Origin of the sequence: Salinicola sp. DM10 (genome assembly GCF_017306975.2) — a bacterium.
Lineage (GTDB): Bacteria > Pseudomonadota > Gammaproteobacteria > Pseudomonadales > Halomonadaceae > Salinicola.
The window spans coordinates 1,869,953-1,891,667 of the sequence record NZ_JAFLEN020000001.1; the positions used below are offsets into that span (position 1 = coordinate 1,869,953).

Genomic DNA, 21,715 nt, shown 5'->3' on the forward strand with positions numbered 1-21,715 from the left:
TGCCTTTCAGTGTTTCGTCGATGACATCAGAAAAAGTAAGAGACCTGAAAAAGCAGTAGATTCCAGTACTTTTCCTGGCTCATCAGTTCCGCCCTATCCTGGTAAGGCAGCCAGCCGGTGCCTTGAATATGGTGAAGTTCCGTCGACACCATGAAACGACCATAGGGTTGCCACTGCAGACCGGTCGTCCAGTCTTTGGCGTAGCGCGTGAAGGCTGGCACGCCTGATTCCCGAGCAAATTCTTTCCCTGAACGATCATCGATATCGGTCACCAGGGAGTCGTACCGCAAGAGCCACTGCCATTCACTACCTAGCCTGCGGCTCAGCTGCACGTACCAGCTCTCTCCCGTAAAATCGTAGTTATAAGGAGACACGAAACCTTTGGTCTGAATATTGCGAATGGCGTATTCGGTCGTAAAAGACCAATTCTCCAGATTGTACTGAAAAGAGAGAATCCAGGGCTGAAAGGAGAAATCACCCGATCCAGGTCGCGCACCGCGAGAGTCGAATTTCGCGTTGACATCGGCATAGGTCAACGCCAGCACGAATTCGCCGCCACCATGCTCGTAACGCATCTGACCGATGTAGGACGTTTTACCCGAAAAGTCACCATAATTGCCTGCCCCCAGGACACTGACTTCGGATTGATCGTCGAGACGAGGGCTGCCCATACCGAACTGAAACCGGACGGAGCCGTTATTCAGAAACGCCTCTGAGTAAAGCATGACACCGTCCGCGGAAAGCGCGGGCTGGCGAGTACGATCGAAGTAAATGGACTGTGGCAGCAAGATGCTGGGCCGTGTTGCGGCGACATCTCGCGTCTGGTTGTAGAGGCCAAGAGGATTCTTGAAACGACCGAGCTGAATACCCGCATTGGCGTTGCTGTCGGTGAAGAACTGATAGTCCACCACCCCATAGTCGAGTTCAGGCTCGTTCAGTTGCTGCATATCACCTGCCTGACGCGCTAGTACCTGCGCCGCCACCAGCACATTACTGCGCGGCCGCAGTGACGCGTTGAGCCCCAGCTCGGTGTACTCCAGACTGCCGGTGTCACGACTGCTCGGACCAAAGAAGTCGTTGTGGTCGGTCAAGATCAGCGCCTGGCTCATGAAGCCGTGGACCTGAAAAGTGTCCGGCACCTCCATTGCCTGGGCCTGCGCTGCCAGCGTCAGGCCAAGCGCGCTCAACCAGCTCGGCACTGCGCTTCGTAATAAGTTATTCAATGTCGAGCACCCGAACTTGATTCGTCAATTCTGAACGATAGACATAGCCGATACCGCCGGGGGTCGAGGCCACGGCCTTGAGCATCGCCGACGCCGTGGTGACTTCGTTCGGTGCCTGTCCGGTACCGGAAAAGACGGCCCTGTCCCAGGCCAGGCGAAGTTGATGGGGGTAGACGCCGAGAATTTTCTTGGCAAAAGCCTCGTGCAGCGGGGCGCCGTCCGGTAGCACGAAGACGTGCACCGCCTGACCATCGGCCAGGGTGCGTTGACGCATGGCAAAGATCGCTCTGACGGTTTCCAGCGATAGAGAGGTCTGAATGACTGAGGGATTGGCGATCAGGACCACCACAGGGTCGTCGCCACGGCTCTTGACGGTAAAGAGAAGCGCCGCCACCAGGCAGAGACAGGCGATCAGCGTTGGTCGCATGTGATGCGACTCCGCAGCTCGATCCCCTGGAGGCTTATTGTTGGTTTGCTCATCGCCAAGGACACGTTCGACTCCGAAATTGACCGCCGCGCTGCCGCAATTCTGGTCTACCACGCCATCCCTTGTGGAGATGCTCCTCCGGCGCGACCTGGGCTTCTCACTCCTAAAATAACAGCTTGTATCATTTTTATCTCATCGATAAACCTGCCAAAGATCGTCATCAAAGCGTCAAGAGAAATCAGACCGCCGCCCACGGTCGCCGGCTCACGCACTGACTCGCTTAAGCCGAGCGGAGAAAACGTAGAAAACCGGCGAGGCAAAGCGTCGCGCAGCGCTGGCCATTCGCCGGCGATGCCGCCGTGTGACGGCGAGATGGCGAGGATGCCGGGCGACCGGGACGTGCGGGTGTGCCGAGCATGACCTAACCTACAGGCATGATGCGGCGCATCGACACTGCGGGCTGTGACCGCTCGGCGATGCGCGGCGGCGGCTTTGGCACCGCGACCCATCATGCTACCCCCGGACGACCCCAAGGATGAGGAAGACCATGACCATTTTCGAAGCCCTGCGTGAAAGTCACGACAAGCAGCGCCAGCTGCTGGAGCTGCTGGTGAAGACCCACGGCGACAGCGAAGGCCGCGACGAGCTGTTCAAGCGCCTGCGCGCCGAGCTGGAGAACCACGCCGCCGCCGAGGAGCGCGCGCTCTATATCCCGATGATGGAGTACGATATGACGCAGGAGAAAGCGCGTCATAGCGTCGCCGAGCATCACGAAATCGATGAGCTGATCGAGACGCTGGAAAGCACCGAGTACGACTCTCCGGGCTGGCTGGCGAGCGCCAAGAAGCTGCAGCATCTGGTGACACACCATCTGGAAGAAGAGGAACAGGAAGTCTTCCAGCTCGCGGGCCGCGTGCTCGGCGATGCCGACAAAACCTCGCTGGCCCAGACCTACCAGCAGGAGATGGAGGCTCGCCGCGCCAGTTGAGCCACCGCTTCGGCAGGCGTCGCCGCCCTCTCTCCCTGGGGCGGCGACGCCGCGCTGAAAGCTCTGCCCTCCTCTATCTATTCCCCATCTTTCTTCCTTTCATTCCCTACCGTCCGCCGCTCACGAGTCTCTTCCCGCAAGCCTCGCAGCGCGCTGCGCCTCCGCTATCGCTTACCGCGCTAACGCCAGCGCCTTCTGCCGGCAGCCTTGGCGACGCCGAGGGGATCGCCCGGCATTGCAACTTTGTCTCATTTGGGCAATCTATTAGGATCTGGCGAACCTACGCCGCGCCGAGCCGTGGTGACGCTGCCGCTCAACAAGGATGGATCCTGTGCTGTTACCCTCGAGTCTGCCCCGTTATCCGCGCCTGACCTGGCTCGCCCCCTTCACGCTGCTGGCCGGCTGCACCGGTGTGCCGGAAGGCACCCAGCCGGTCACCGATTTTCGCATCGACCACTATCTCGGCCAGTGGTATGAGATCGCCCGCCTCGATCATGGCTTCGAGTCGGGTCTCGAGTGCGTCACCGCCAACTACAGCCTGCGCGATGATGGCGACATTCGGGTCATCAACCGCGGCTATGACCCCAAGGAGCAGCGCTGGGAGAGTGCCGAGGGACGTGCCAGCTTCGCCGGTGAGCCGGATGTCGGGCATCTCAAGGTCAGTTTCTTCGGCCCCTTCTATGCCGGTTACAGCGTGCTGGCGCTCGATCCGGACTATCAGCATGCGCTGGTGGCGGGCCCCGATCGCGACTACCTGTGGATACTCTCGCGCCAACCGACCATGCCCGCGGCGACCTATTCGGCCTACCTCGACCGAGCCCAGGCGCTGGACTTTCCCGTCGACGAGTTGATCAGCGTCGAGCAGGACCCGGCACACTGTCCGCCCCAGCCCGGCCACCCCTCGGCGGGCTGACGCCCGCGCAACCTGCACCCAGGCCCCGTGCTTTCGCCGTCAAGGAGCTTCGCCATATGGACATGAACCGTCGCCATTTCCTCGGTACCGGTGCGGCGCTCGCCGCCACCGCTGCGCTCTCGCCCACCGCCTGGGCGCAGGACGCGGGCCCGACGCCGAGCCGCTATCCCGATCCCGCCTGGGAGGTGCTGGATGCACGCTTCGAGCCCTACTATCTGTTCAACACCCCGCTCGAACGACACTGGTCCGACGGTCTTTGGCTTGAGGGGCCGGCATGGAACGCGGTCGGACGCTACGCGGTGTTCAGCGATATCCCGCGCGCCCGCCAGATGCGCTGGGACGAAGCCAGCGGTAGCGTCAGCGTGCTGCGCGAAGGGGTCGGCCATGCCAACGGCAACGCCTTCGACCACCATGGGCGTCTGGTCGTCTGCGAACACTCGCCGGCGCGGGTGGTGCGCTACGAGTGGGACGGTAGCGTCCGCGTGCTCGCCAACGCGTTCCAGGGCAAGCCACTCAATGCCCCTAACGATCTGGTGATCCTGCCCAATGACGGCGTGATCTTCACCGACCCCGGCTATGGCGCCCATGTCGATTACGAAGGCAGCAAACGCCCGCTGCAGCTGGCACCGGCGATCTATTACATCGACGACACGCTTGATGCGCCGCTGAAGCTCACCGAGGAACTGGCCAAACCCAACGGCCTGGCGCTCTCCGCCGATGGCCGCTACCTCTACGCCAGCGACACCGCCCCCTCGCACTTCCCCGAGCTGCCCGCCTCGGTGTCGCGCTTCGCCCTGTCCGAGCAGGGCCGCGCGCTGGGCGCGCGCGAGATGATCGTCTCCAGTCACGACGAGACCTACGACGGCATCACCCTGGATAGGGATGGCAACCTGTGGGCGAGCGTCTCCGGCGGCGAGGGACGCGACGGCGTCTCGATCTTTGCCCCCGGCGGTGAACGCATCGGCCGTATCCGCCTGCCGGAGGTGTGCGCCAACCTGTGCTTCGTCGGCGCCCAACGCAACCGCCTGCTGATGACCGCCAGCCGCTCGATCTACACCCTTTATACCAACGCCCGCGGGGTTTGAGCCGAGACGTGGCGCGGGTGGGTATCGGTCAGCCTGGCGGTCACGGCGCTTTCAAGATGCGGCCGCGCTTTTTCAGTCTATCGACGGCCGCGCTTGTCGCCGCCGGGCAAGCGGGTAATCTGAGTGCACACCCCGTCACACCGAGGCCCCGAGTGATCGAACCCGGTATTCGTTTTCCGCGCGCGCGAGACGCTCATGTCCCTGCTCGATGACTGGCTGGCGCTGACCCTCGACGGCGACACCGGCCCCCATCAGGGCGAGCTCGCCGGCGGGCGCTATCGCACACTCGCCCCCGGGGTGCTCGAGCTGACCCCGACCCGGCCCGCGCCGCAGGCGCGCAGCGTGGTGATCTCGGCGGGTATCCACGGCAACGAGACCGCGCCGATCGAGCTGGTGGGCGAGCTGCTCGCCGCGCTCGAAGCCGGGACGGTGACGCTCGGCGCGCCGCTGCTGGTGATTCTGGGCAACCTGCCGGCGATTCGCGCTTGCACGCGCTTCGTCGAGACCAATCTCAACCGGCTGTTCCGGCGCGACCTGGCAACCGACGGCGACGAGCCCGAACGCGCGCGCCAGCTCATGCAGCTGGTCGACGACTTCTATGCTCGTCATCCGGCGCATCCGCTGCATCTCGACATGCACACCGCCATCCGTGACAGCCGCTACCCGCGTTTTGCCGTGGTGCCGTTCACCGAGCACCAGCCGACCTCGCACTGGTCGGCGCTGGCCGCCGCCGACATGCAGGCGGTGCTGCTGCAGCATCAGCACAGCTGGACCTTTTCGCACTATTCGCGCCATTATCACTCCGCCGAAGCCTATACCCTGGAGCTGGGCAAGGTGCGCCCGTTCGGTGCCAACGATCTCGACGCCCTCGACGGCATGCGCCACTGGCTGACGTGCCTGGCTGCGGGGCGGGCACCCGATGCAGGTGATGTCGAGGCGCTGCGCTTCTTCCAGGTCGCGGTGGAGCTGATGCGCGATCATCCCTCGTTTCGGCTTACCTTTGCCGAGGATGTCGCCAACTTCACCGAATTCGCCCCGGGCACGCGGCTCAGCGAGGATGACACCGGTGGCGGCTTCGTGGTCGGCACCGAGCCGCTGGCGGTGGTCTTTCCCAACGCCCGGGTCGAACTCCACGCCCGCGCAGCGCTGCTGGTGCGGCCCTGCGCCGCCCCCGGCGACGATTGAGTCCGAACGATCATCGAAGATACCGACCACTGACGATACCGACCACTAACGATCGCCAAGGTCGGTTCTCCAGAACGATCGACAGTGACGATATCCCACGCGGATATCCAACAACGACAACATAGCCGCAGGAGCACTTTTGAATGTCACATGCCTATCGCCATTCCACCGTCTCGGGCCGGCCTGCGCCGCCCGCCTCTATAGAGGTCTCTGGCACCCGGCGCCGAAGCTGATAGAATCGCCGCATTTTTCTTAGCGCCCATTCCGGGATTTCGTTTCTCAGCCCGGCAGGGAGCCGCCCCGCTCACCCCGACTTTCGCGAGCCGGAGACCCGAGCGCGCCGCCGGCCCCGCCAGCCAACCCATTCGGTGGACGACCACATGGCCACGACCCCCATTCCGCTCGAGGCGCGCGACATCAAGAAGCGTTTCGGCTCCCACGAGGTGCTCAAGGGCCTCTCTCTCGAGGCGCACAAGGGCGATGTCATCACCCTGATCGGTGCCTCCGGCTCGGGCAAGAGCACCTTCCTGCGCTGCATGAACCTGCTCGAACAGCCCGACGCAGGCGAGCTGATCGTGCACAACGAGCCGATCCACTTCCGCGCCACCAAGCACGGCCGCGAGCCCGCCGACTGGAAACAGGTCGAGCGCCTGCGCGCCAAGCTCTCGATGGTGTTCCAGAACTTCAACCTGTGGTCGCACATGACGCTGCTCGAGAACGTCATCGAGGCGCCGGTGCACGTGCTCAAGAAGCCGCGCAAGCAGGCCATCGACGAAGCCCGGGCGCTGCTCGACCGGGTCGGCCTGCTGGAGCGAGCCGACTACTATCCGACCCAGATGTCGGGCGGCCAGCAGCAGCGCGGCGCGATCGCCCGGGCGCTGGCGATGGATCCGGAAGTGATGCTGTTCGACGAGCCCACCTCGGCGCTCGACCCCGAGCTGGTGGGCGACGTGCTCAAGGTCATGCGCGGGCTCGCCGACGAGGGCCGCACCATGATTCTGGTGACCCACGAGATCGCCTTCGCCCGCGATGTCTCGAGCCAGGTGATCTACCTGCACCAGGGCGTGATCGAAGAGTCCGGCACGCCGGCCGAGGTCCTCGACAACCCGCGCTCCGAGCGCCTGCGCCAGTTCCTGGCGCCCAAGCACTGAGGCGGCCATCATGATCGACCTGCAAGGCTACGGCCCGCGGCTGCTGGAAGGCGCCATGGTCACGCTCGAACTGGCGCTGTTGTCGCTGGTGCTGGCAGTGATCCTGGGCCTGCTCACGGCCAGCGCCAAGCTCTCGCGCAATCGCGCCATCCACGCCATCGGCACCCTCTACACCACGCTGATCCGCGGCGTGCCCGATCTGGTGCTGATGATGCTGCTGTTCTACGGCGGCCAGATCGGCATCAACATGCTCACCGATCAGCTCTACGACGCCTTCGATGTCGATATCTTCATCAACGTCGATGCCTTCGTCGCCGGGGTCATTACCATCGGCCTGATCTTCGGGGCCTACATGGGCGAGACCTTCCGGGGTGCCTTCCAGTCGGTCGAGGAAGGCCAGATGGAAGCCGCCCGCGCCTACGGCATGAGCCCGTGGCTGGCGTTTCGCCGCGTGCGTTTTCCGCTGATGATGCGCCATGCGCTGCCGGGGATCGGCAACAACTGGATGGTGCTGTTGAAGACCACCGCACTGGTCTCGATCATCGGCCTGACCGACATGGTGCGGGTCGCCGCCGAGGCGACCAAGGCGACCCATGAGCCGTTCTTGTTCATGCTGCCGGTGGCGGGGATCTACCTGCTCATCGCTTCGCTCTCGGAGTGGGGCTTCGCCAAGCTCAGCAAGCGCTACAGCACCGGTTTCGGGGAGGCCAGCGAATGGACCAACTGAACGCCTGGTTCACCCAACTGCTTGCGGGCAATGCGATCTTCACCGCCAACACCCTGGGCTTTTACTGGAACGGCCTGGTCACCACGGTGCAGCTGGTATTTCTGTGTCTGCTGCTGGGCATCGTGCTGGCGGTACCGCTGGCGATCGGCCGCGGCTCCAAGCGGTGGTGGATCAAGTGGCCGATCTACGCCTACACCTACGTCTTCCGCGGCACCCCGCTGCTGATCCAGCTCTATCTGGTCTACTACGGCGTGGTGTTCTTCAATGGCATTCAGGACACCATCTTCTGGGAGGTCTTCAAGGACGCCTTCTACCCGGCGCTGATCGCGTTCACGCTGAACACCGCGGCCTATACCACCGAGATCTTCCGCGGCGCGATCAAGAACACCGCCAAGGGCGAGATCGAGGCGGCACGTGCCTACGGCATGTCCAAGGGACTGATGATGCGTCGTATCATCCTGCCCAGCGCTTTCCGCCGCGCGCTGCCGGCCTACGGCAACGAGGTGATCTTCATGCTCCACGCCAGCGCCGTGGCCAGCGTGGTGACGATCATGGACCTGACCGGGGCGGCATACTACGTCTACGCACGCTTCTATGCCCCCTTCCCGGCCTTCATCTTCGTCGCTCTGATCTATCTGTGCCTGACCTTCAGCATCATGTTCGTCTTCCGCCGGCTGGAAAAACGCCTGCTGGCCCACCTGCGACCGCGCGGCGCCTGAGCGCGGTGGCAGCCGTGATGCCATCACGACGACCATCACGACGATAGTCATGACCAAAACAACCACACCTGCGATCACAACGAGAACCGACGCCATGACCAACTGGATCACCAAGACCCTGATCACCGCCACCCTGATCGCCGCGCCGCTGGCCGCGACCCCGGCGCTGGCCGACGACAACCAGACCGTGCGTCTGGGTATCGACGTGCCCTACGAGCCGTTCGTGATGCGCAGCGCCGACGGCCAGCTCGAAGGCTTCGAGATCGACCTCGGCAACGAGCTGTGCAAGCGCGCCAAGCTCGACTGCACCTGGGTCGAACAACCCTGGGACGGCATCATCCCCGGCCTGCTGGCACGCAAGTACGACGCCATCCTGTCGTCGATGGCGATCACCCCGGAGCGCGAGCGCCAGGTGCTGTTCTCGCTGCCCTACTACAACACCCCGAGCGTCTGGATCACCGCGCGTGACCGCAATATCGACATCGCCGACAAGGCCTCGCTCAAGGGCCTTTCCGTGGGCGTACAGCGCGGCACCATCCGCGATGTCTACGTCACCCAGGAGTATGGCGACGTGCTCGACATCCAGCGCTACGGTTCGTCCCAGGACGTGGTCAACGACCTCAAGGCCGGGCGTCTCGACCTGACCTTCGAAGACTTCCCGATCGCCGTCGACGCCATCGACTTCCGTGGCGACAACAGCCCCTACAAGCAGGTCGGGCCGAGTATCAAGACGCCGACCTCGATCTTCGGCAAGGGCGCCGCGATGGCCTTCCGCAAGCGCGACAAGGCGCTGGCAGCGAAGTTCGACCAGGCGATCTGCGCGGTCTACGCCGATGGCACCTTCGACAAGCTGATGCACCAGTACTTCGACTACGACCTGTCCGTGCGCCCCAGCCAGCAGGACTGCGCCCAGTAAGCGCCCCCCGATGCGCCAGCGCGCCGCCTTCACGGGCGGTGCGCCGCATGCCGCCACTCCGCGCCGAGGACTCCCCGTGGAACACCGCAGACACCCCCTGATCGGCCCGGTTCCGGGCACCGAGCGCGCGCTCGACAGCTTTCACTTCGGGCCCGCCGACGCCGAGCGCCACGTCTACGTGCAAGGCTCGCTGCATGCCGACGAGCTGCCGGGCATGATGGTCGCCTGGACGCTCAAGCAGCGCCTGGCCGAACTCGAACGCGACGGCCGTCTCGCCTGCCGGGTGAGCGTGGTGCCGGTGGCCAACCCGATCGGTCTCGACCAGCAGCTGATGGATACCGCGCTGGGCCGCTACGACTTCGAGACGCTCAAGAACTTCAACCGCCACTACGTCGATGTGGTCGACCAGGTGGCCGATGGCCTGGAAGCCGAACTCAGCGACGATATCGCCGCCAACCGGCGTCTGATCCGGGCGCGCTTCAGCGCCGCCCTGGCATCCCAGACGGCGACGACCAGCCTCGACTCGCTGCGCCTGACGCTGCAGCGCCTGGCCTGCGAGGCCGACTTCGTGCTCGATCTGCACTGCGACTTCAACGCGGTCGAGCATCTCTACACCACGCCGGCGGCGTGGCCGGTGTTCGAGCCCTTCGCGCGCTACTTCGGTGCCAAGGCGAGCATGCTCGCCACCGACTCCGGCGGGCAGTCGTTCGACGAATGCTTCACCCTGGTGTGGGAAGCGCTGCGCCAGCGCTTCGGCGAGCGCTTCCCGATCGATTACGGCACCCAGTCGATCACCGTCGAGCTGCGCGGGCAGCAGGACGTCTCCCACGAGCTGGCGGCCCACGACAGCCAGGCGATCATCGACTGGCTGACCCACCTCGGGCTGGTCGTGGGCGAGGCGCCGCCACTGCCGGGGCTGGCTTACCCGGCAACCGAGCTGGCGGCGATGGACTTCCTGCATGCACCGATCGGCGGTCTGGTGGTGTTCCATCTGGCCCCCGGCGTCGAGGTGGAGGCGGGGCAGCTGATCGCCGAGATCATCGACCCGATCAGCGACCGCATCGAAGCGATCCGCGCGCCCCAGCGCGGCATGTTCTATGCTCGAACCCAGCGCCGCATGGCCACGGCCGGGATGATCGTGGCCGATATCGCCGGCCACCAGAGCCATCGCAGCGGCTATCTGCTGGCGCCGTGAGGCCACTGACGCTGGTCGGATCGCCGGGCGCCGATATTCAAGCGTCGGCGCATTGGTTATGCTGCCAGCGTCAGGCCCGTATTACCGGTGCGGCATCGCTCACGAGGCCGCCGACGCCGGGACGCCATCGCTGACCAGGCGACCACTGAACAACAACGCCCGTACCACAAGAGAGACGCGATTCATGAAAAAACTGCTGACCACCACGCTGCTCGGCGCCGCGCTGATCGCCGGCGCGGCCAACGCCCAGGACAAGGAGCATCTGCGCATCGGCGTCGATGTGCCCTACGAGCCGATGGAGTACCGCACCGCCGACGGCGAGCTGACCGGCTTCGACATCGATCTCGGCAACGCCATGTGCAAGCAGATCAAGGCCGACTGCGAATGGGTGGTGCAGGCATGGGACGGCATCATTCCGGGCCTGCTGGCGCGCAAGTACGACGCCATCATGTCGTCGATGACGATCAACGACGAGCGCCGCGCCACCGTGCTCTTCTCCGACCCGTACATCAAGCCGCCCTCCGCCTGGTTCGTGCCCGCCGGCAGCAGCATCGAGACGATCTATCCCCAGTCGCTCAAGGGCAAGACCATCGGCGTCCAGCGCGGCACCCTGCAGGACAACTACGTCACCGACATGTACGGCGACGTGGCCAAGATCAGCCGTTACACCACCGCTGACGACCTGGTGCTGGACATGGACGCGGGTCGCGTCGATATCGCCTTTCTCGACTTCCCGGTGGGCAAGTCGACCCTGCTCGACAGCAAGGAAGGCAGCTACAAGACCATCGGTGGCATGATCACCGAGCCGGAGAAGTACTTCGGCGAGGGCTTCGGCATCGCCTTCCGCCCGCGCGACAAAAAGCTCGCCGAGCGTTTCAACGAGGCCCTGGCCACGCTGAAACAGGATGGCACCTACGACAAGATCTACGACAAGTACTTCAAGACCGGCGAGTGATCGCCGCTACCGACGCCGCATCGGCCTCCGGCTGAAGCGGCCCGGCAAGAGAAAAGCCCCGATCCAAGATCGGGGCTTTTCGTTGGGCGAAAGATCACTCGAGACACATCGCGACACCTCTCAGGCGCCCGCCCCGGCCTGACGCCAGAAAGCCAGCATCCAGCGCGCCATGGTCTCGCTGTCGACCTCGTCGGCCAGCGATGCCTGCCCGTCACGTACCCGATCCGCCGGCATGCGGTCGCCGCGCAAATTCATCAGATCCGCCGAGTACGCCTTGGTGAACTCAGGGTGGCCCTGAATGCCGAGGAAGCACTCACCGATCTGGATCAGATAGAACGGGCAGAAGTCACTCGCCGCCAGCACCCGGGTCTCGGCCGGCAACTGGGCGACCTGATCCTGGTGGCTGACCAGCAGATTGAGTGCCTCCTGCGATGGTGTCATCCAAGGCGCCTGGGCGGTGATACGGTTGTACGACACCCCCACGCCCCAACCACGCGGACTACGCTCGACTTCACCACCGAGCGCCTTGGCGATCAACTGGTGGCCGAAGCAGACGCCGATCAGCGGCCGGCGCTGTGCCCACAGCAGACGCACGAACTCGCACAGCCGTTCGATCCAGGCATCGCCATCGTTGACGCCGTACTTGGACCCCGTGATCAACCAGGCATCGATCGCGTCGATATCCGCCTGGGTGGGAATCTCGCCATCGAGACAGCGCCAGGTACGCCACTCGAGCCCAGGTTCCTGCGACTCGAGCAGGCGAGCGAACTGCTCGGGATAGTTGCGATGCGTCTCGCGTAGCGGCTCGGCGACATCGTCGCATTGCAGGATGCCAATGCGCATGGAGCTCTCCTCTTCTCGTGCTCTGACCTTGGTGATCTGGACTCAATATTCTGCTGAACCCGAAGCTGATCTCGATCTTCCGGCGATGCCTCGCTTACGTCTGCTGACAGCCTCCGCCAGCGACCCCTATCGCGCGTCGCCGTACAGGGCGCGAGGCTCCCCGAGGTGCTGCATACCGGGGCTGCGGGCTGAGCCTGACGTGCCGCCATTGTCCCACAACGGCGGCGATAATCCCTCTCGACCGCTACGTTGAGCTTCAATTGTTTACCGTTCTCGTATGGAGCCCACCAGTGGCGATCTTTATCCTCTAACGTGAGAGTGCGAGTCCCCATGAGCTGGCCAGCGGCCACTACCGAAATGTCGCCAGGGGCTCGATCGAAGAACGACGACTTGCCCACGCGAGAGGCGAGCGTGACTCACGCAGCAGGGTGACGTATGGCGCCATGGTTCGATCATCTGCAGGAAGCGGCCGCACTGTGTGTGGGTCTTTACGCCCTGCTGCTGCTCTGCCGCGGTAATGCCTTGCCGCCGGCGGCGGTGCCCGCAGCACTCATGCTGGCGGTGGCGATCAAGTCTCCGCTGCTCACCCCGACCGTCGCTCTGACCCTGAGCCTGGTTCTCCTGCTGACCGTCAGCGTGATGCTGCGCCCGGGACTGATGCCAGCTTGGCTGGCAAGCTCACTGCCCTCCCGCGGCACCGGCGCCGAGGCAGCGGTGCAGGTCACCGCGCATCCGGTGCGCGGCACGCTGCAGGTGTTCTATCTCTCGCGCTGGTTCGAAGCGATTCTGATCGACCCCGCCAACCCGCCGCTACGTGAAGGCGAGACGGTCTATCTGATCCGCCACGGCACCCGTCAGGCGTGGGTCAGCCGCGTGCGCAGCCATACCCCGCCCGATACGCCGAGCCGACGCTGGCACTGGCGTACCCAGTAGACAGGGCCTCCTAGATAGGGCCGCCGACGCTCGTCTCAGTTCGGCCGTGCGAAACGCGCCACCAGCCGCGCCATACCCGGCCCCACCATGACCACCGTGAACAGACGCAGGGTCTGCAGCGCCACCACCAGGCCGACGTCGGCGTGGGTATCGATGGCGATGATCGTCATCGAGTCGAGCCCGCCCGGGCTGGTCGCCAGATAGGCGCTGATGAAGGCGGTATGCATCAAGAGTGTCACCAGCCACGCCGACAGCGCACACAGCGCGATCAACACCAGCGAGGCCAGGATCATCTTACTCAGCGCACGGGCAATGGTGTGCAGCGTGGCACGGTCGAAACGCAGGCCCACATAGGCCCCGATCACGCCGTAGGCCAGTTCCAGCAGCGGTTGCGGCAAGCTCAGCTCCACCATCCCGCCAAGATGCAGCAGCGTGCCCAGCGCCACCGGCCCCAGCAGCGCCCCGGCCGGCAGGCGGCGATGGCACAGCCACACGCCGGCCACGACCACCGCCAGGGTCGCCAGCAGATCGAGCCAGGCGCGGGCCGAGACCGGTAGCGGTGCGGCGTGTCTGGCGCCGGTGTCGGTCACCCCCAGGTAGTGGCTGACCAGCGCACCGAGCAGCACCACGCAGACTACCCGCACATACTGCATCGCAGCCACGATCCGCGGGTCGGCATCGCTCTCCTCGGCCATCGCCACCATCGCCGCGGCAGCCCCGGGGGTGGTGCCCCAGGCCGCAGTCGTGCCCGGCAGGCCGCCATGACGCACCAGCGCGATACCCACCGCCAGACTCAACAACAGGGTGGTCGCGGTGGCCAGCAGCATCACCGGCCAGGCGTCCAGAATCTGACGCAGCACCGTCAGCGTCAGCGTCTGGGCGATCAGTACGCCAACCACGCCCTGGCTCAGCTTGAAGGCGCTGCGTGGCAGCGCGAGCCCACCCACCATGACCCCGTAGACGATGGCGACCGCCATCGGGCCGATGAACCCGCCGGCCGGCATGTGCACCAGTGAGAGTAGCCAGCTGGATGCGACACAGGCCAACGCCAGCAGCAGCCAGCGCCAGATAGGGGAGAGAGAAGTCAGAGAGCGAGACACGTGGGGAGAGGCCGAATTCCGTAAAAGACTAATTTTATCAGGCATCGCTAATAGCGTCAGTGTTTGTCGACAATCTTTCAAGACTATGCGGGACGACACTTGTCGGGACGACACTTAGCCGGAACGATCTCGGCGCTCGGCTCGCTCCCCATGGTCCATACTCTCTAGGTGTCGTCTTGTTCCGATTCTTACCGGTACCCGCCAGCCGGACACCGCGTTCGCTTCAGGAGAGCCTCATGCAGCCATCCGTGACCCTTCACTCGGCCCCGAACATGGCCCCGCACTTGGCAAGAACCACAGCGCCTCGCCTGGCTTCACGCATCGCCGGCATCGCCCTGCTCGCGCTGGGTGGCGACGCCCTGGCCCAGGCGCCGGTGCCCACCGGCCCACCCAACGCCCCGGAGCAGCGCCCCGCCTTCGCCGCGCAGACCCGCGCCCCGGCACTGCCGGCGAGCGCGCCGCTGTGCATCGAGCGTGTGGCCGAGGGGCTGGAGTACCCCTGGGGCCTAGCGTTTGTCGACAACGACACCGCCCTGATCACCGAGCGCCCGGGGCGACTGCGTCGGGTCGATCTGCGTAGCGGCAGCCTCTCGGCACCGATCGGCGGGCTACCCGAGATCGACGCCCGCGGCCAGGGCGGCCTGCTCGATATCACCCTCGACCCGAATTTCGCGCAAAATCGCCGGCTCTATCTGAGCTACGCCGAACCGCGCGAGGATGGCAAGAACACCACCGCCGTCGCCCGTGCCACCCTCGCCGCCGGGAGCCAGCAGCTCGACGAGATGACGGTGATCTTCCGCCAGACGCCGGCCTGGGCGTCGACCAAGCACTTCGGCTCGCGGCTGGTCTGGGACACTCAGGGCCGGCTCTACGTCACTCTCGGTGAACGCTCGCTGCCCGAACCACGCCAACTGGCGCAGGACCCGCACACGCATCTGGGCAAGGTGGTGCGTATTCAGCCCGACGGCAGTATCCCCGCAGACAACCCGTTCGCCGCGGGTCAGGCGGGGGCACCGGCGGTATGGTCCTACGGCCATCGCAACATTCAGGGCGCGGCGCTGCACCCCGACAGCGGCAAGCTGTGGACCATCGAACATGGCCCTCGCGGCGGTGACGAGCTCAACGTGCCACTGGCCGGGCAAAACTACGGCTGGCCGGTGATCACCTATGGTGAGGATTACAGCGGCGCGCCGATCGGAGAAGGCGTCACCGCCAGGGCGGGAATGGAGCAACCGATCTACTACTGGGACCCGGTGATCGCCCCGGGCGACATGACCTTCTATCAGGGCTCACGCTTTCCCGACTGGCACGGCAACCTGATCATCGCCTCGCTCTCCCCCGGCGGCCTGGTACGGCTGACGCTGGACGGCGAACGGGTGAGCGGCGAAGCGCGCCTGGCGTCCCAACTGGGGCGGGTGCGCGACGTGGACGCAGGGCCGGACGGCGCGCTGTGGGCGTTGACCGATGCCCGCGACGGCGCCCTGGTGCGGCTGCTGCCCGGTACGCCGTGACTTTGCCGAGCGTGTCTTACAGCGGTAGATGGAGGATCGCCGAACGCAGCCCGGCGGCGGTGACCCACAGCTTGCCCAGGGTCAGCGGCAGGCGAAAGCGCCGCCGCCCCGCCGCGCCCGGATTGAACAGCAGCTGGCGCCGGCCGTCGACATCGCGCCAGGTCTGGCGCGGCTTGTGCGAGTGGGCGTGGAGGATCGCCGCACAGGCCAGCCGCTCGTCGCAGTCGGCGATATCGTGCACCAGCTGCAACGGCTGGCCGTTGACGATCAGCTCGAGGTGGGTGGGCAGCGCCGCGCAGGGGCCCTCGCGGTCGATGTTGCCACGCACCGCATGGAGCGGGCCGCGAGCGGCCAGCTGCGTCAGAATCTCGGGGTCGCCGACATCGCCGAGGTGAATCAGCTGCGGGCAGTCGGCGAGCAGCGCCAGCGCCTCATCGCGCAGCAGACCGTGGGTGTCGGCGATGACCCCGAGCGGCGTCGCGCTGTCGATACGCAGCGTACGCCTCTCGGGCAGCCGTTCATCACCACTGTGGGTGTCGTTCATGGCGCGCTCCTAGCCACTCTCGAACGTCGCCATGTCTTCACACGACGCTCACGGCACCAGGCTTCAGTGGATTAACGCAAAACGGCCCCGAAGGGCCGTCGCGCAATGAGCCGTCGCAAAATGACGTGCAGCGTTTCAGGCACCGCCGGGATTGGACTTGACGGTGGATGAGGTCTCGACGCCGTCGAACGTCACCTTACCGTCGGCATCCACCTGGCAGGTAAGGTTGTACTTGGTATTGCCCGGCCCCAGCAGGTCGACCAGCAGCTCGAAGGTATCGCCACTGTCGAGCTCGTCGGCGGCATAGTCCCAGGCATTGGTGTCGTAGATCGCCTTGCCTTCGATATCGCGGTTCTCGCCGCTGTCGAGCGCCAGTGCCAGGCACTGCTTGGCGATCTCGGGTGCGCCCTCCTCCAGCACCCGGGTCTCCTTGGGGTGGTGCGGCTGGCTGGCGCCCGGCTCCTGGGCCATCGCCCCGGCGCTCGCCAGACACAGCGACACCCCGACGCCGATGGCCATCGTTCTCACCACGTTCATCGCACTGCTTACGTTCACCGCACGGCTTACGCTCATCGCCCCTCTCCCGGTCATGCCACCTCTCCTGTCATCACAAGCTGTTGGCGCTCGCAGCCAGTATAGAAGAGCACTGAACGCCGTGCCCTGACCTCGGCTTCAGCCCCACAGCCGCCGGGTGGCGATCGCCGCCCCTTCGCTCAGCGCCGCGAGCTTGGCCCAGGCCACGTCCTGGGCGACGAACTCGTAGCTGGCAAAGGTGCCGAAGCCGCAGTCGGTGCCTGCCACCACGCGTTCGCGATCGCCTACCGCGGCGACCGAGGCACAGATGCGATTGGCCACCACTTCGGGGTGTTCGAGATAGTTGGTGGTGACATCGATCACCCCCGGCATCAGCAGCATGTGATCGGGTAGCGGGTGGGTCTTGAACGAGACCGTCTCGTGCTCGTGGCGCGGGTTGCCCAGCGGGATGCTGAGCGCCCCCACCTTGGCCCGGTAGAGGATCGGCAGCAGCTCGGCCACCGGCACGTCGTCCTGGTGCGGCCCCTGCCAGTTGCCCCAGCAGACGTGCAGGCGCACCTTGTCCGCCGGGATGTTCTCCAGTGCCAGATTGATCGCCTCGACGTGCAGCTCGACGCGCTCGAGGAAGGTGCCCAGGTCGGCATCGCCGAACAGGATCACGCGCTCCATGGCCAGATCCGGGGCATCCAGCTGCAGCACATGGCCGGCGGCCACGATCGCCTCGTACTCCTGCTTCAGCTCCCGGGCCACGGCGAGCACATAGTCGCGGTCGGTGGGGTAGTCAGGGTTGTCCTGGGCACGCAGCATGGTGGTGGTGACCACGCCGGGGGAGGCCGCGGTCATGAAGGTCTCCCGCGGTGCCGGGCGCCCCGCCAGTGCGGCCGCGAACGAGGCCAGCTCCGTCTTGACTCCGGCCAGCGTCGGATCGTAGCGCACCGCCTGCTGCGCCAGCGGCGTGTTCCAGACCTTGGCCAGATCCTCGGAGACGCCGATCTGACGCGCCATGTGTTCGGCATAGCCGGGGAATTTCTGGATATCCAGCGTCGGCTTGCGCCGCCCCTCGCCGCCGAAGCCGCTCATACGCTCGGTGACATAGGTCGAGAAACCCACCCGCGGCGCCTCGCCGTTGTTGATGCTGTCGAGCCCGGCATCGAGCTGGGCGCCGATCACGCCATCCAGGCAGCGCGCGACCTCGGCCTCGAACGCTGCGCTATCCACTGGCTTGCCCTGCTCACGCAGCACCAGCATGCGCGACAGCGCCGGGGTACGCGGCAGGCTGCCGGTGTGGGTGGTAATGATGCGGTCGCGGCTGGTCTGCATGGGGTCCCCTCAACGCGGTCATGGTGATGAATCAGCCGCCAAGGATACCCAAGCCGCGCCGCGGAAACTGGCGTACACACGTGAAAATTCCGCGCCTCCAACATGAGCCGGGCTCATGCCGGAGACGCGAACCACTGAGTCGCGCTAGCGGCCGCCTCGGTCGTCCAGCCTTGCAGTCATCGGGCGCTCGATCGTCGAGCGCTCAGTCATCCGAGGCTCAGTCATCCAGGACTTCGGGCAGATCGGTCACCGCGCCGCGTGAAGCCGAGCTGACGGTCTTGGCGTACTTGGCCAGGGCGCCGCGGGCATAGCGCGGCGTCGGCCGCCGCCACGCCTCGCGCCGACGCTCGAGCTCGGCGTCGTCGACGTGCAGGGTCATGACGTCGTTCTCGGCGTCGATGGTGATCTCGTCGCCATCCTCGACCAGGCCGATCGGCCCACCGACGAAGGCTTCCGGGGTGATATGGCCGACCACGAAGCCGTGGCTGCCGCCGGAGAAGCGCCCGTCGGTGATCAGCGCCACCTGATCGCCCAGGCCACGGCCCATGATCGCCGAGGTGGGGGTGAGCATCTCGCGCATGCCCGGCCCGCCCTTGGGCCCTTCGTAGCGGATGACGACGACGTCGCCGGCGACCACCGTCAAATCGTTGATGCGCGCCTGCGCCTCCTCCTCGGAATTGAACACCCGCGCGCGGCCGGTGAAGCGGGTGCCCTCCTTGCCACTGATCTTGGCCACCGCACCTTCCGGGGCGAGGTTGCCGTAGAGAATGCGCAGGTGGCTGGACGCCTTCACCGGCGCATCCAGCGGCTTGATGATCTGCTGATCGAGCGGATAGGGCGCGACCTCGGCGAGGTTCTCCGCCAGCGTCCTGCCAGTGACGGTGACGCAGTCGCCGTGCAGCAGGCCGGCATCGAGCAGGGTCTTCATCAGCGGCTGGATACCGCCGATCGCCACCAGCTCGCTCATCATGTAGTGGCCGCTGGGGCGCAGGTCGGCCAGCACCGGCACGCGCTTGCCGATCGCGGTGAAGTCGTCCAGCGTCAGCTCGACCCCGATGGTGTTGGCGATCGCCAGCAGGTGCAGCACCGCGTTGGTGGAGCCGCCGAGGGCGATGACCACGGTGATGGCGTTCTCGAACGCCTGGCGGGTCATGATGTCCGACGGCTTCAGATCCAGCGCCAGCAGATTGAGCACCGCCTCACCGGCGGCGTGGCTGTCGTCGCGCTTGGTCTGCGATACCGCCTCCTGGGCCGAGGAGTTGGGCAGGCTCATGCCCAGCGCCTCGATCGCCGAGGCCATGGTGTTGGCGGTGTACATGCCGCCGCAGGAGCCCGGTCCGGGGATCGCCGTCTCCTCGATCTGCTTGACCTCGATCAGCGACTTGTTGCCCTGGGAGTAAGCGCCCATCGCCTCGAACACCGAGACGATATCGGTATGCCCGGCGCCGGGCTGGATGGTGCCGCCGTAGACGAAGATACCCGGGCGATCGAGGCGCGCCAGACCGATCATGCAGCCCGGCATGTTCTTGTCGCAGCCACCGATCGCGACCACGCCGTCGAAGCCCTCGCAGCCGGCCACCGCCTCGATGGAGTCGGCGATGATCTCGCGCGAGACCATCGAGTACTTCATGCCCTCGGTGCCGTTGGCGATGCCGTCACTGATGGTGATGGTGTTGAACACCACGCCCTTGCCACCGGCGGCATCGGCGCCGTCGCTGGCCGCGTCGGCGAGCACGTCGATATGGCTGTTGCACGGCGTGACCCGGCTCCAGGTCGAGGCGACCCCGATCTGCGGCTTCTTGAAATCTTCGTCGTTGAAACCGACGGCGCGCAGCATGGCGCGGCTGGCAGCCTTGCCGGGGCCATCGACCACCTTGGCCGAATGGCGCCGCCGCGGGTCGTTCTCGTGGGTGGCATCTTGCTCGCTCATCGGGAGCTCCTCTTCTCGCTTGTAACGCTGGGTATTGTGGTTCTGGCGTGTCATGCCGGCGGTAGTGCTGACGCCATATCTGACCGGCAGGTCTTGGCGCTACCCCGTGAGTGCCGGAGTGGCGCATTGACCCCATCCTCTCGCACTCGACGGCGTCGCGTCATGTTCGACGTCACGCCAATCGACGTCTCGAGCCGTTCCCGGAACGCCACTCAGCGCCAGTCATCGATACGCCAGGGTGAACTCCGCCTCGGCCTGGGGTGGGAGTGCTAAGATGCAGCCCCATGCTTCAGAAGGCCCTCCCCGTGTCGTCAGCTCCGATCACTCGTCCCCCGCTCCCCGCCTGGCTGTGGCTCGTGGCCTTCGGCCTCGCCGCGATCAATCTGCGCGCGCCGATCGTGGTGGTGGGGCCGGTGCTCGAACCGATCATGTCGACACTCGCCATCGGTGCCGGCACCGCCAGTCTCTTCACCACCGGGATGATTCTCTGCTTCGGGTTGCTGTCACCGCTGGCGCCGGGTTTTGCCGGGCGCGTGGGTCTCGACCGTGCGATCGCCTGGGCGCTCAGCCTGATCGCCCTGGGTGGGCTGCTGCGCGGGATCGAGAGCGTGACGCTGATGCTGGCGGGCACGCTGTGCGCGGGGCTGGGTATCGCCTTCGGCAATGTGTTCATGCCGAGCCTGGTCAAGCGCGATCGCGGTGATCGCCTGGGCCGTACCATGGGACTCTATACGGTGATGATGGGCGTGGGCGCGACGATCAGCGCCGGCAGCGCGGTCCCGCTGATGCGCGCCTCGGGGAGCTGGTCGACCCCGATCTGGCTGTGGGCCGGTTTCGGCGTGCTCTCGGCGCTGCTGTGGTGGCGTTTGGCGCTGCGCCTGCCTGCGGGCGACGGCGCTGCCGCCAAGCGCCCGCCGATGTCGCGTCTGTTCCGCAGCCCGGTGGCGTGGACGCTGACGCTGTTCATGGGCGCCCAGTCGCTCGGCTTCTATACCCTGCAGACCTGGGTGCCGGCGGTGGCGATCCAGGCCGGCGTGCCCGAAGCCACCGCCGGGCTGATGCTGTCGATGATCAACCTCACCAGCATCCCTGCCAGCTATTTCATTGCCCGTCTCGCCTCGCGCCTGACCCACCACAGTCTGCTGGTGCTCGGCCTGTGTGCGCTGATCGCCGTCGCCCTGCTGGGCTTGCTGCTGGCCCCCACCGCGGCACCGATCGGCTGGGCGCTGCTGCTCGGCGCCGGCCAGGGCGGCTGCTTCAGTTTCGCGTTGACCATGATCGTGCTGCGCACGCGCCAGCCGCAGCACGCCGCCATGCTCTCGGGCATGTCGCAGAGTCTGGGCTATCTGCTGGCGGCCTGCGGCCCGCTGCTGTTCGGCGCCCTGCACGGTTTGAGCGGCGACTGGCAGCTCTCGCTGGGATTCCTGCTGCTGCTACTGGCCGGCCAGAGCATGGCCGGGGTGCTGTTGGGGCGGCCGCGGATGGTCAGGCTCGGTGACGATTAGCGCCTGTCTGC

At 65.7% G+C, this 21,715-nt stretch carries 21 protein-coding genes; 13 read left to right on the top strand and 8 right to left on the bottom strand.

The window, feature by feature from the left end; all coding sequences use genetic code 11:
• Positions 1-26 precede the first annotated feature (26 nt).
• Together J0A90_RS08305 and J0A90_RS08310 are read right to left on the bottom strand one after the other, a co-directional pair.
• Positions 27-1,199, bottom strand: coding sequence for a hypothetical protein (locus J0A90_RS08305; RefSeq protein WP_233076611.1), 1,173 nt, complete (start codon positions 1,197-1,199; stop codon positions 27-29).
• A 16-nt stretch (positions 1,200-1,215) separates the two neighbouring features.
• Positions 1,216-1,650 carry a hypothetical protein gene (locus tag J0A90_RS08310; protein WP_207033439.1) on the bottom strand — a complete coding sequence of 145 codons (435 nt, stop codon included), beginning with the start codon at positions 1,648-1,650 and terminating at the stop codon, positions 1,216-1,218.
• A gap of 547 nt (positions 1,651-2,197) precedes the next feature.
• On the opposite strand from J0A90_RS08310, the gene J0A90_RS08315 reads away from it, so the two are divergent.
• The 10 genes from J0A90_RS08315 to J0A90_RS08360 all read left to right on the top strand — a co-directional run bounded on the left by J0A90_RS08315 (position 2,198) and on the right by J0A90_RS08360 (position 11,484).
• Positions 2,198-2,638: a hemerythrin domain-containing protein gene (locus tag J0A90_RS08315; RefSeq protein ID WP_035477092.1), complete on the top strand. Its 441-nt coding sequence runs from the start codon at positions 2,198-2,200 to the stop codon at positions 2,636-2,638.
• Between the two features lie 322 nt (positions 2,639-2,960).
• Positions 2,961-3,551, top strand: coding sequence for a lipocalin family protein (locus J0A90_RS08320; RefSeq protein ID WP_207033440.1), 591 nt, complete (start codon positions 2,961-2,963; stop codon positions 3,549-3,551).
• Between the two features lie 56 nt (positions 3,552-3,607).
• Complete coding sequence (locus J0A90_RS08325) at positions 3,608-4,636, top strand: SMP-30/gluconolactonase/LRE family protein (protein ID WP_233076613.1); 1,029 nt, start codon at positions 3,608-3,610, stop codon at positions 4,634-4,636.
• 201 nt (positions 4,637-4,837) lie between these two features.
• Positions 4,838-5,821 (top strand): succinylglutamate desuccinylase, encoded by a 984-nt coding sequence (locus J0A90_RS08330; protein ID WP_233076645.1) that lies wholly within the window; start codon positions 4,838-4,840, stop codon positions 5,819-5,821.
• Positions 5,822-6,201: 380 nt separating this feature from the next.
• A complete protein-coding gene (locus tag J0A90_RS08335) occupies positions 6,202-6,972 on the top strand; it encodes an ABC transporter ATP-binding protein (RefSeq protein ID WP_207033447.1) in 771 nt (256 codons plus the stop codon).
• Between the two features lie 10 nt (positions 6,973-6,982).
• Positions 6,983-7,699, top strand: coding sequence for an ABC transporter permease (locus J0A90_RS08340; RefSeq protein ID WP_207033449.1), 717 nt, complete (start codon positions 6,983-6,985; stop codon positions 7,697-7,699).
• The gene (locus J0A90_RS08345; RefSeq protein ID WP_207033451.1) at positions 7,687-8,418 is read left to right on the top strand and encodes an ABC transporter permease; all 732 of its coding nucleotides are present in this window, start codon (positions 7,687-7,689) and stop codon (positions 8,416-8,418) included. Before J0A90_RS08340 ends, J0A90_RS08345 begins: the two co-directional genes overlap by 13 nt.
• Positions 8,419-8,512: 94 nt before the next feature.
• The gene (locus J0A90_RS08350) at positions 8,513-9,334 is read left to right on the top strand and encodes a transporter substrate-binding domain-containing protein (protein WP_207033453.1); all 822 of its coding nucleotides are present in this window, start codon (positions 8,513-8,515) and stop codon (positions 9,332-9,334) included.
• A 76-nt stretch (positions 9,335-9,410) separates the two neighbouring features.
• A complete protein-coding gene (locus J0A90_RS08355) occupies positions 9,411-10,529 on the top strand; it encodes a succinylglutamate desuccinylase/aspartoacylase family protein (RefSeq protein ID WP_035477099.1) in 1,119 nt (372 codons plus the stop codon).
• 184 nt (positions 10,530-10,713) lie between these two features.
• Positions 10,714-11,484, top strand: a complete 771-nt coding sequence (locus tag J0A90_RS08360; protein WP_207033455.1) for an ABC transporter substrate-binding protein — start codon at positions 10,714-10,716, stop codon at positions 11,482-11,484.
• Between the two features lie 120 nt (positions 11,485-11,604).
• Here J0A90_RS08360 and J0A90_RS08365 read toward each other — a convergent pair whose 3' ends face one another.
• Positions 11,605-12,327: a GMP synthase gene (locus J0A90_RS08365; RefSeq protein WP_207033457.1), complete on the bottom strand. Its 723-nt coding sequence runs from the start codon at positions 12,325-12,327 to the stop codon at positions 11,605-11,607.
• Positions 12,328-12,762: 435 nt separating this feature from the next.
• On the opposite strand from J0A90_RS08365, the gene J0A90_RS08370 reads away from it, so the two are divergent.
• Complete coding sequence (locus tag J0A90_RS08370) at positions 12,763-13,260, top strand: hypothetical protein (RefSeq protein ID WP_207033459.1); 498 nt, start codon at positions 12,763-12,765, stop codon at positions 13,258-13,260.
• Between the two features lie 35 nt (positions 13,261-13,295).
• Here the strand turns inward: J0A90_RS08370 and J0A90_RS08375 are convergent, their stop codons facing one another.
• On the bottom strand, positions 13,296-14,360 hold the full coding sequence (locus tag J0A90_RS08375) for an AbrB family transcriptional regulator (RefSeq protein ID WP_233076615.1): 1,065 nt from the start codon (positions 14,358-14,360) through the stop codon (positions 13,296-13,298).
• Positions 14,361-14,596: 236 nt separating this feature from the next.
• Between J0A90_RS08375 and J0A90_RS08380 the strand changes: the two genes are divergently transcribed.
• Positions 14,597-15,871, top strand: a complete 1,275-nt coding sequence (locus tag J0A90_RS08380; protein ID WP_233076617.1) for a PQQ-dependent sugar dehydrogenase — start codon at positions 14,597-14,599, stop codon at positions 15,869-15,871.
• 16 nt (positions 15,872-15,887) lie between these two features.
• Here the strand turns inward: J0A90_RS08380 and J0A90_RS08385 are convergent, their stop codons facing one another.
• From J0A90_RS08385 to ilvD, 4 genes are all read right to left on the bottom strand, one after another.
• A complete protein-coding gene (locus tag J0A90_RS08385; RefSeq protein WP_207033463.1) occupies positions 15,888-16,415 on the bottom strand; it encodes a metallophosphoesterase family protein in 528 nt (175 codons plus the stop codon).
• A gap of 135 nt (positions 16,416-16,550) precedes the next feature.
• Positions 16,551-16,988, bottom strand: a complete 438-nt coding sequence (locus J0A90_RS08390) for a hypothetical protein (RefSeq protein ID WP_207033465.1) — start codon at positions 16,986-16,988, stop codon at positions 16,551-16,553.
• A 99-nt stretch (positions 16,989-17,087) separates the two neighbouring features.
• Positions 17,088-18,269: a hypothetical protein gene (locus tag J0A90_RS08395; RefSeq protein ID WP_207033468.1), complete on the bottom strand. Its 1,182-nt coding sequence runs from the start codon at positions 18,267-18,269 to the stop codon at positions 17,088-17,090.
• Between the two features lie 217 nt (positions 18,270-18,486).
• Entirely contained in the window at positions 18,487-20,199 is a 1,713-nt protein-coding gene (ilvD, locus tag J0A90_RS08400) for a dihydroxy-acid dehydratase (RefSeq protein ID WP_207033470.1), read from the bottom strand.
• A 356-nt stretch (positions 20,200-20,555) separates the two neighbouring features.
• Here ilvD and J0A90_RS08405 point away from each other — a divergent pair, with 356 nt between their 5' ends.
• Entirely contained in the window at positions 20,556-21,704 is a 1,149-nt protein-coding gene (locus tag J0A90_RS08405; RefSeq protein WP_233076619.1) for an MFS transporter, read from the top strand.
• Positions 21,705-21,715: the final 11 nt, after the last annotated feature.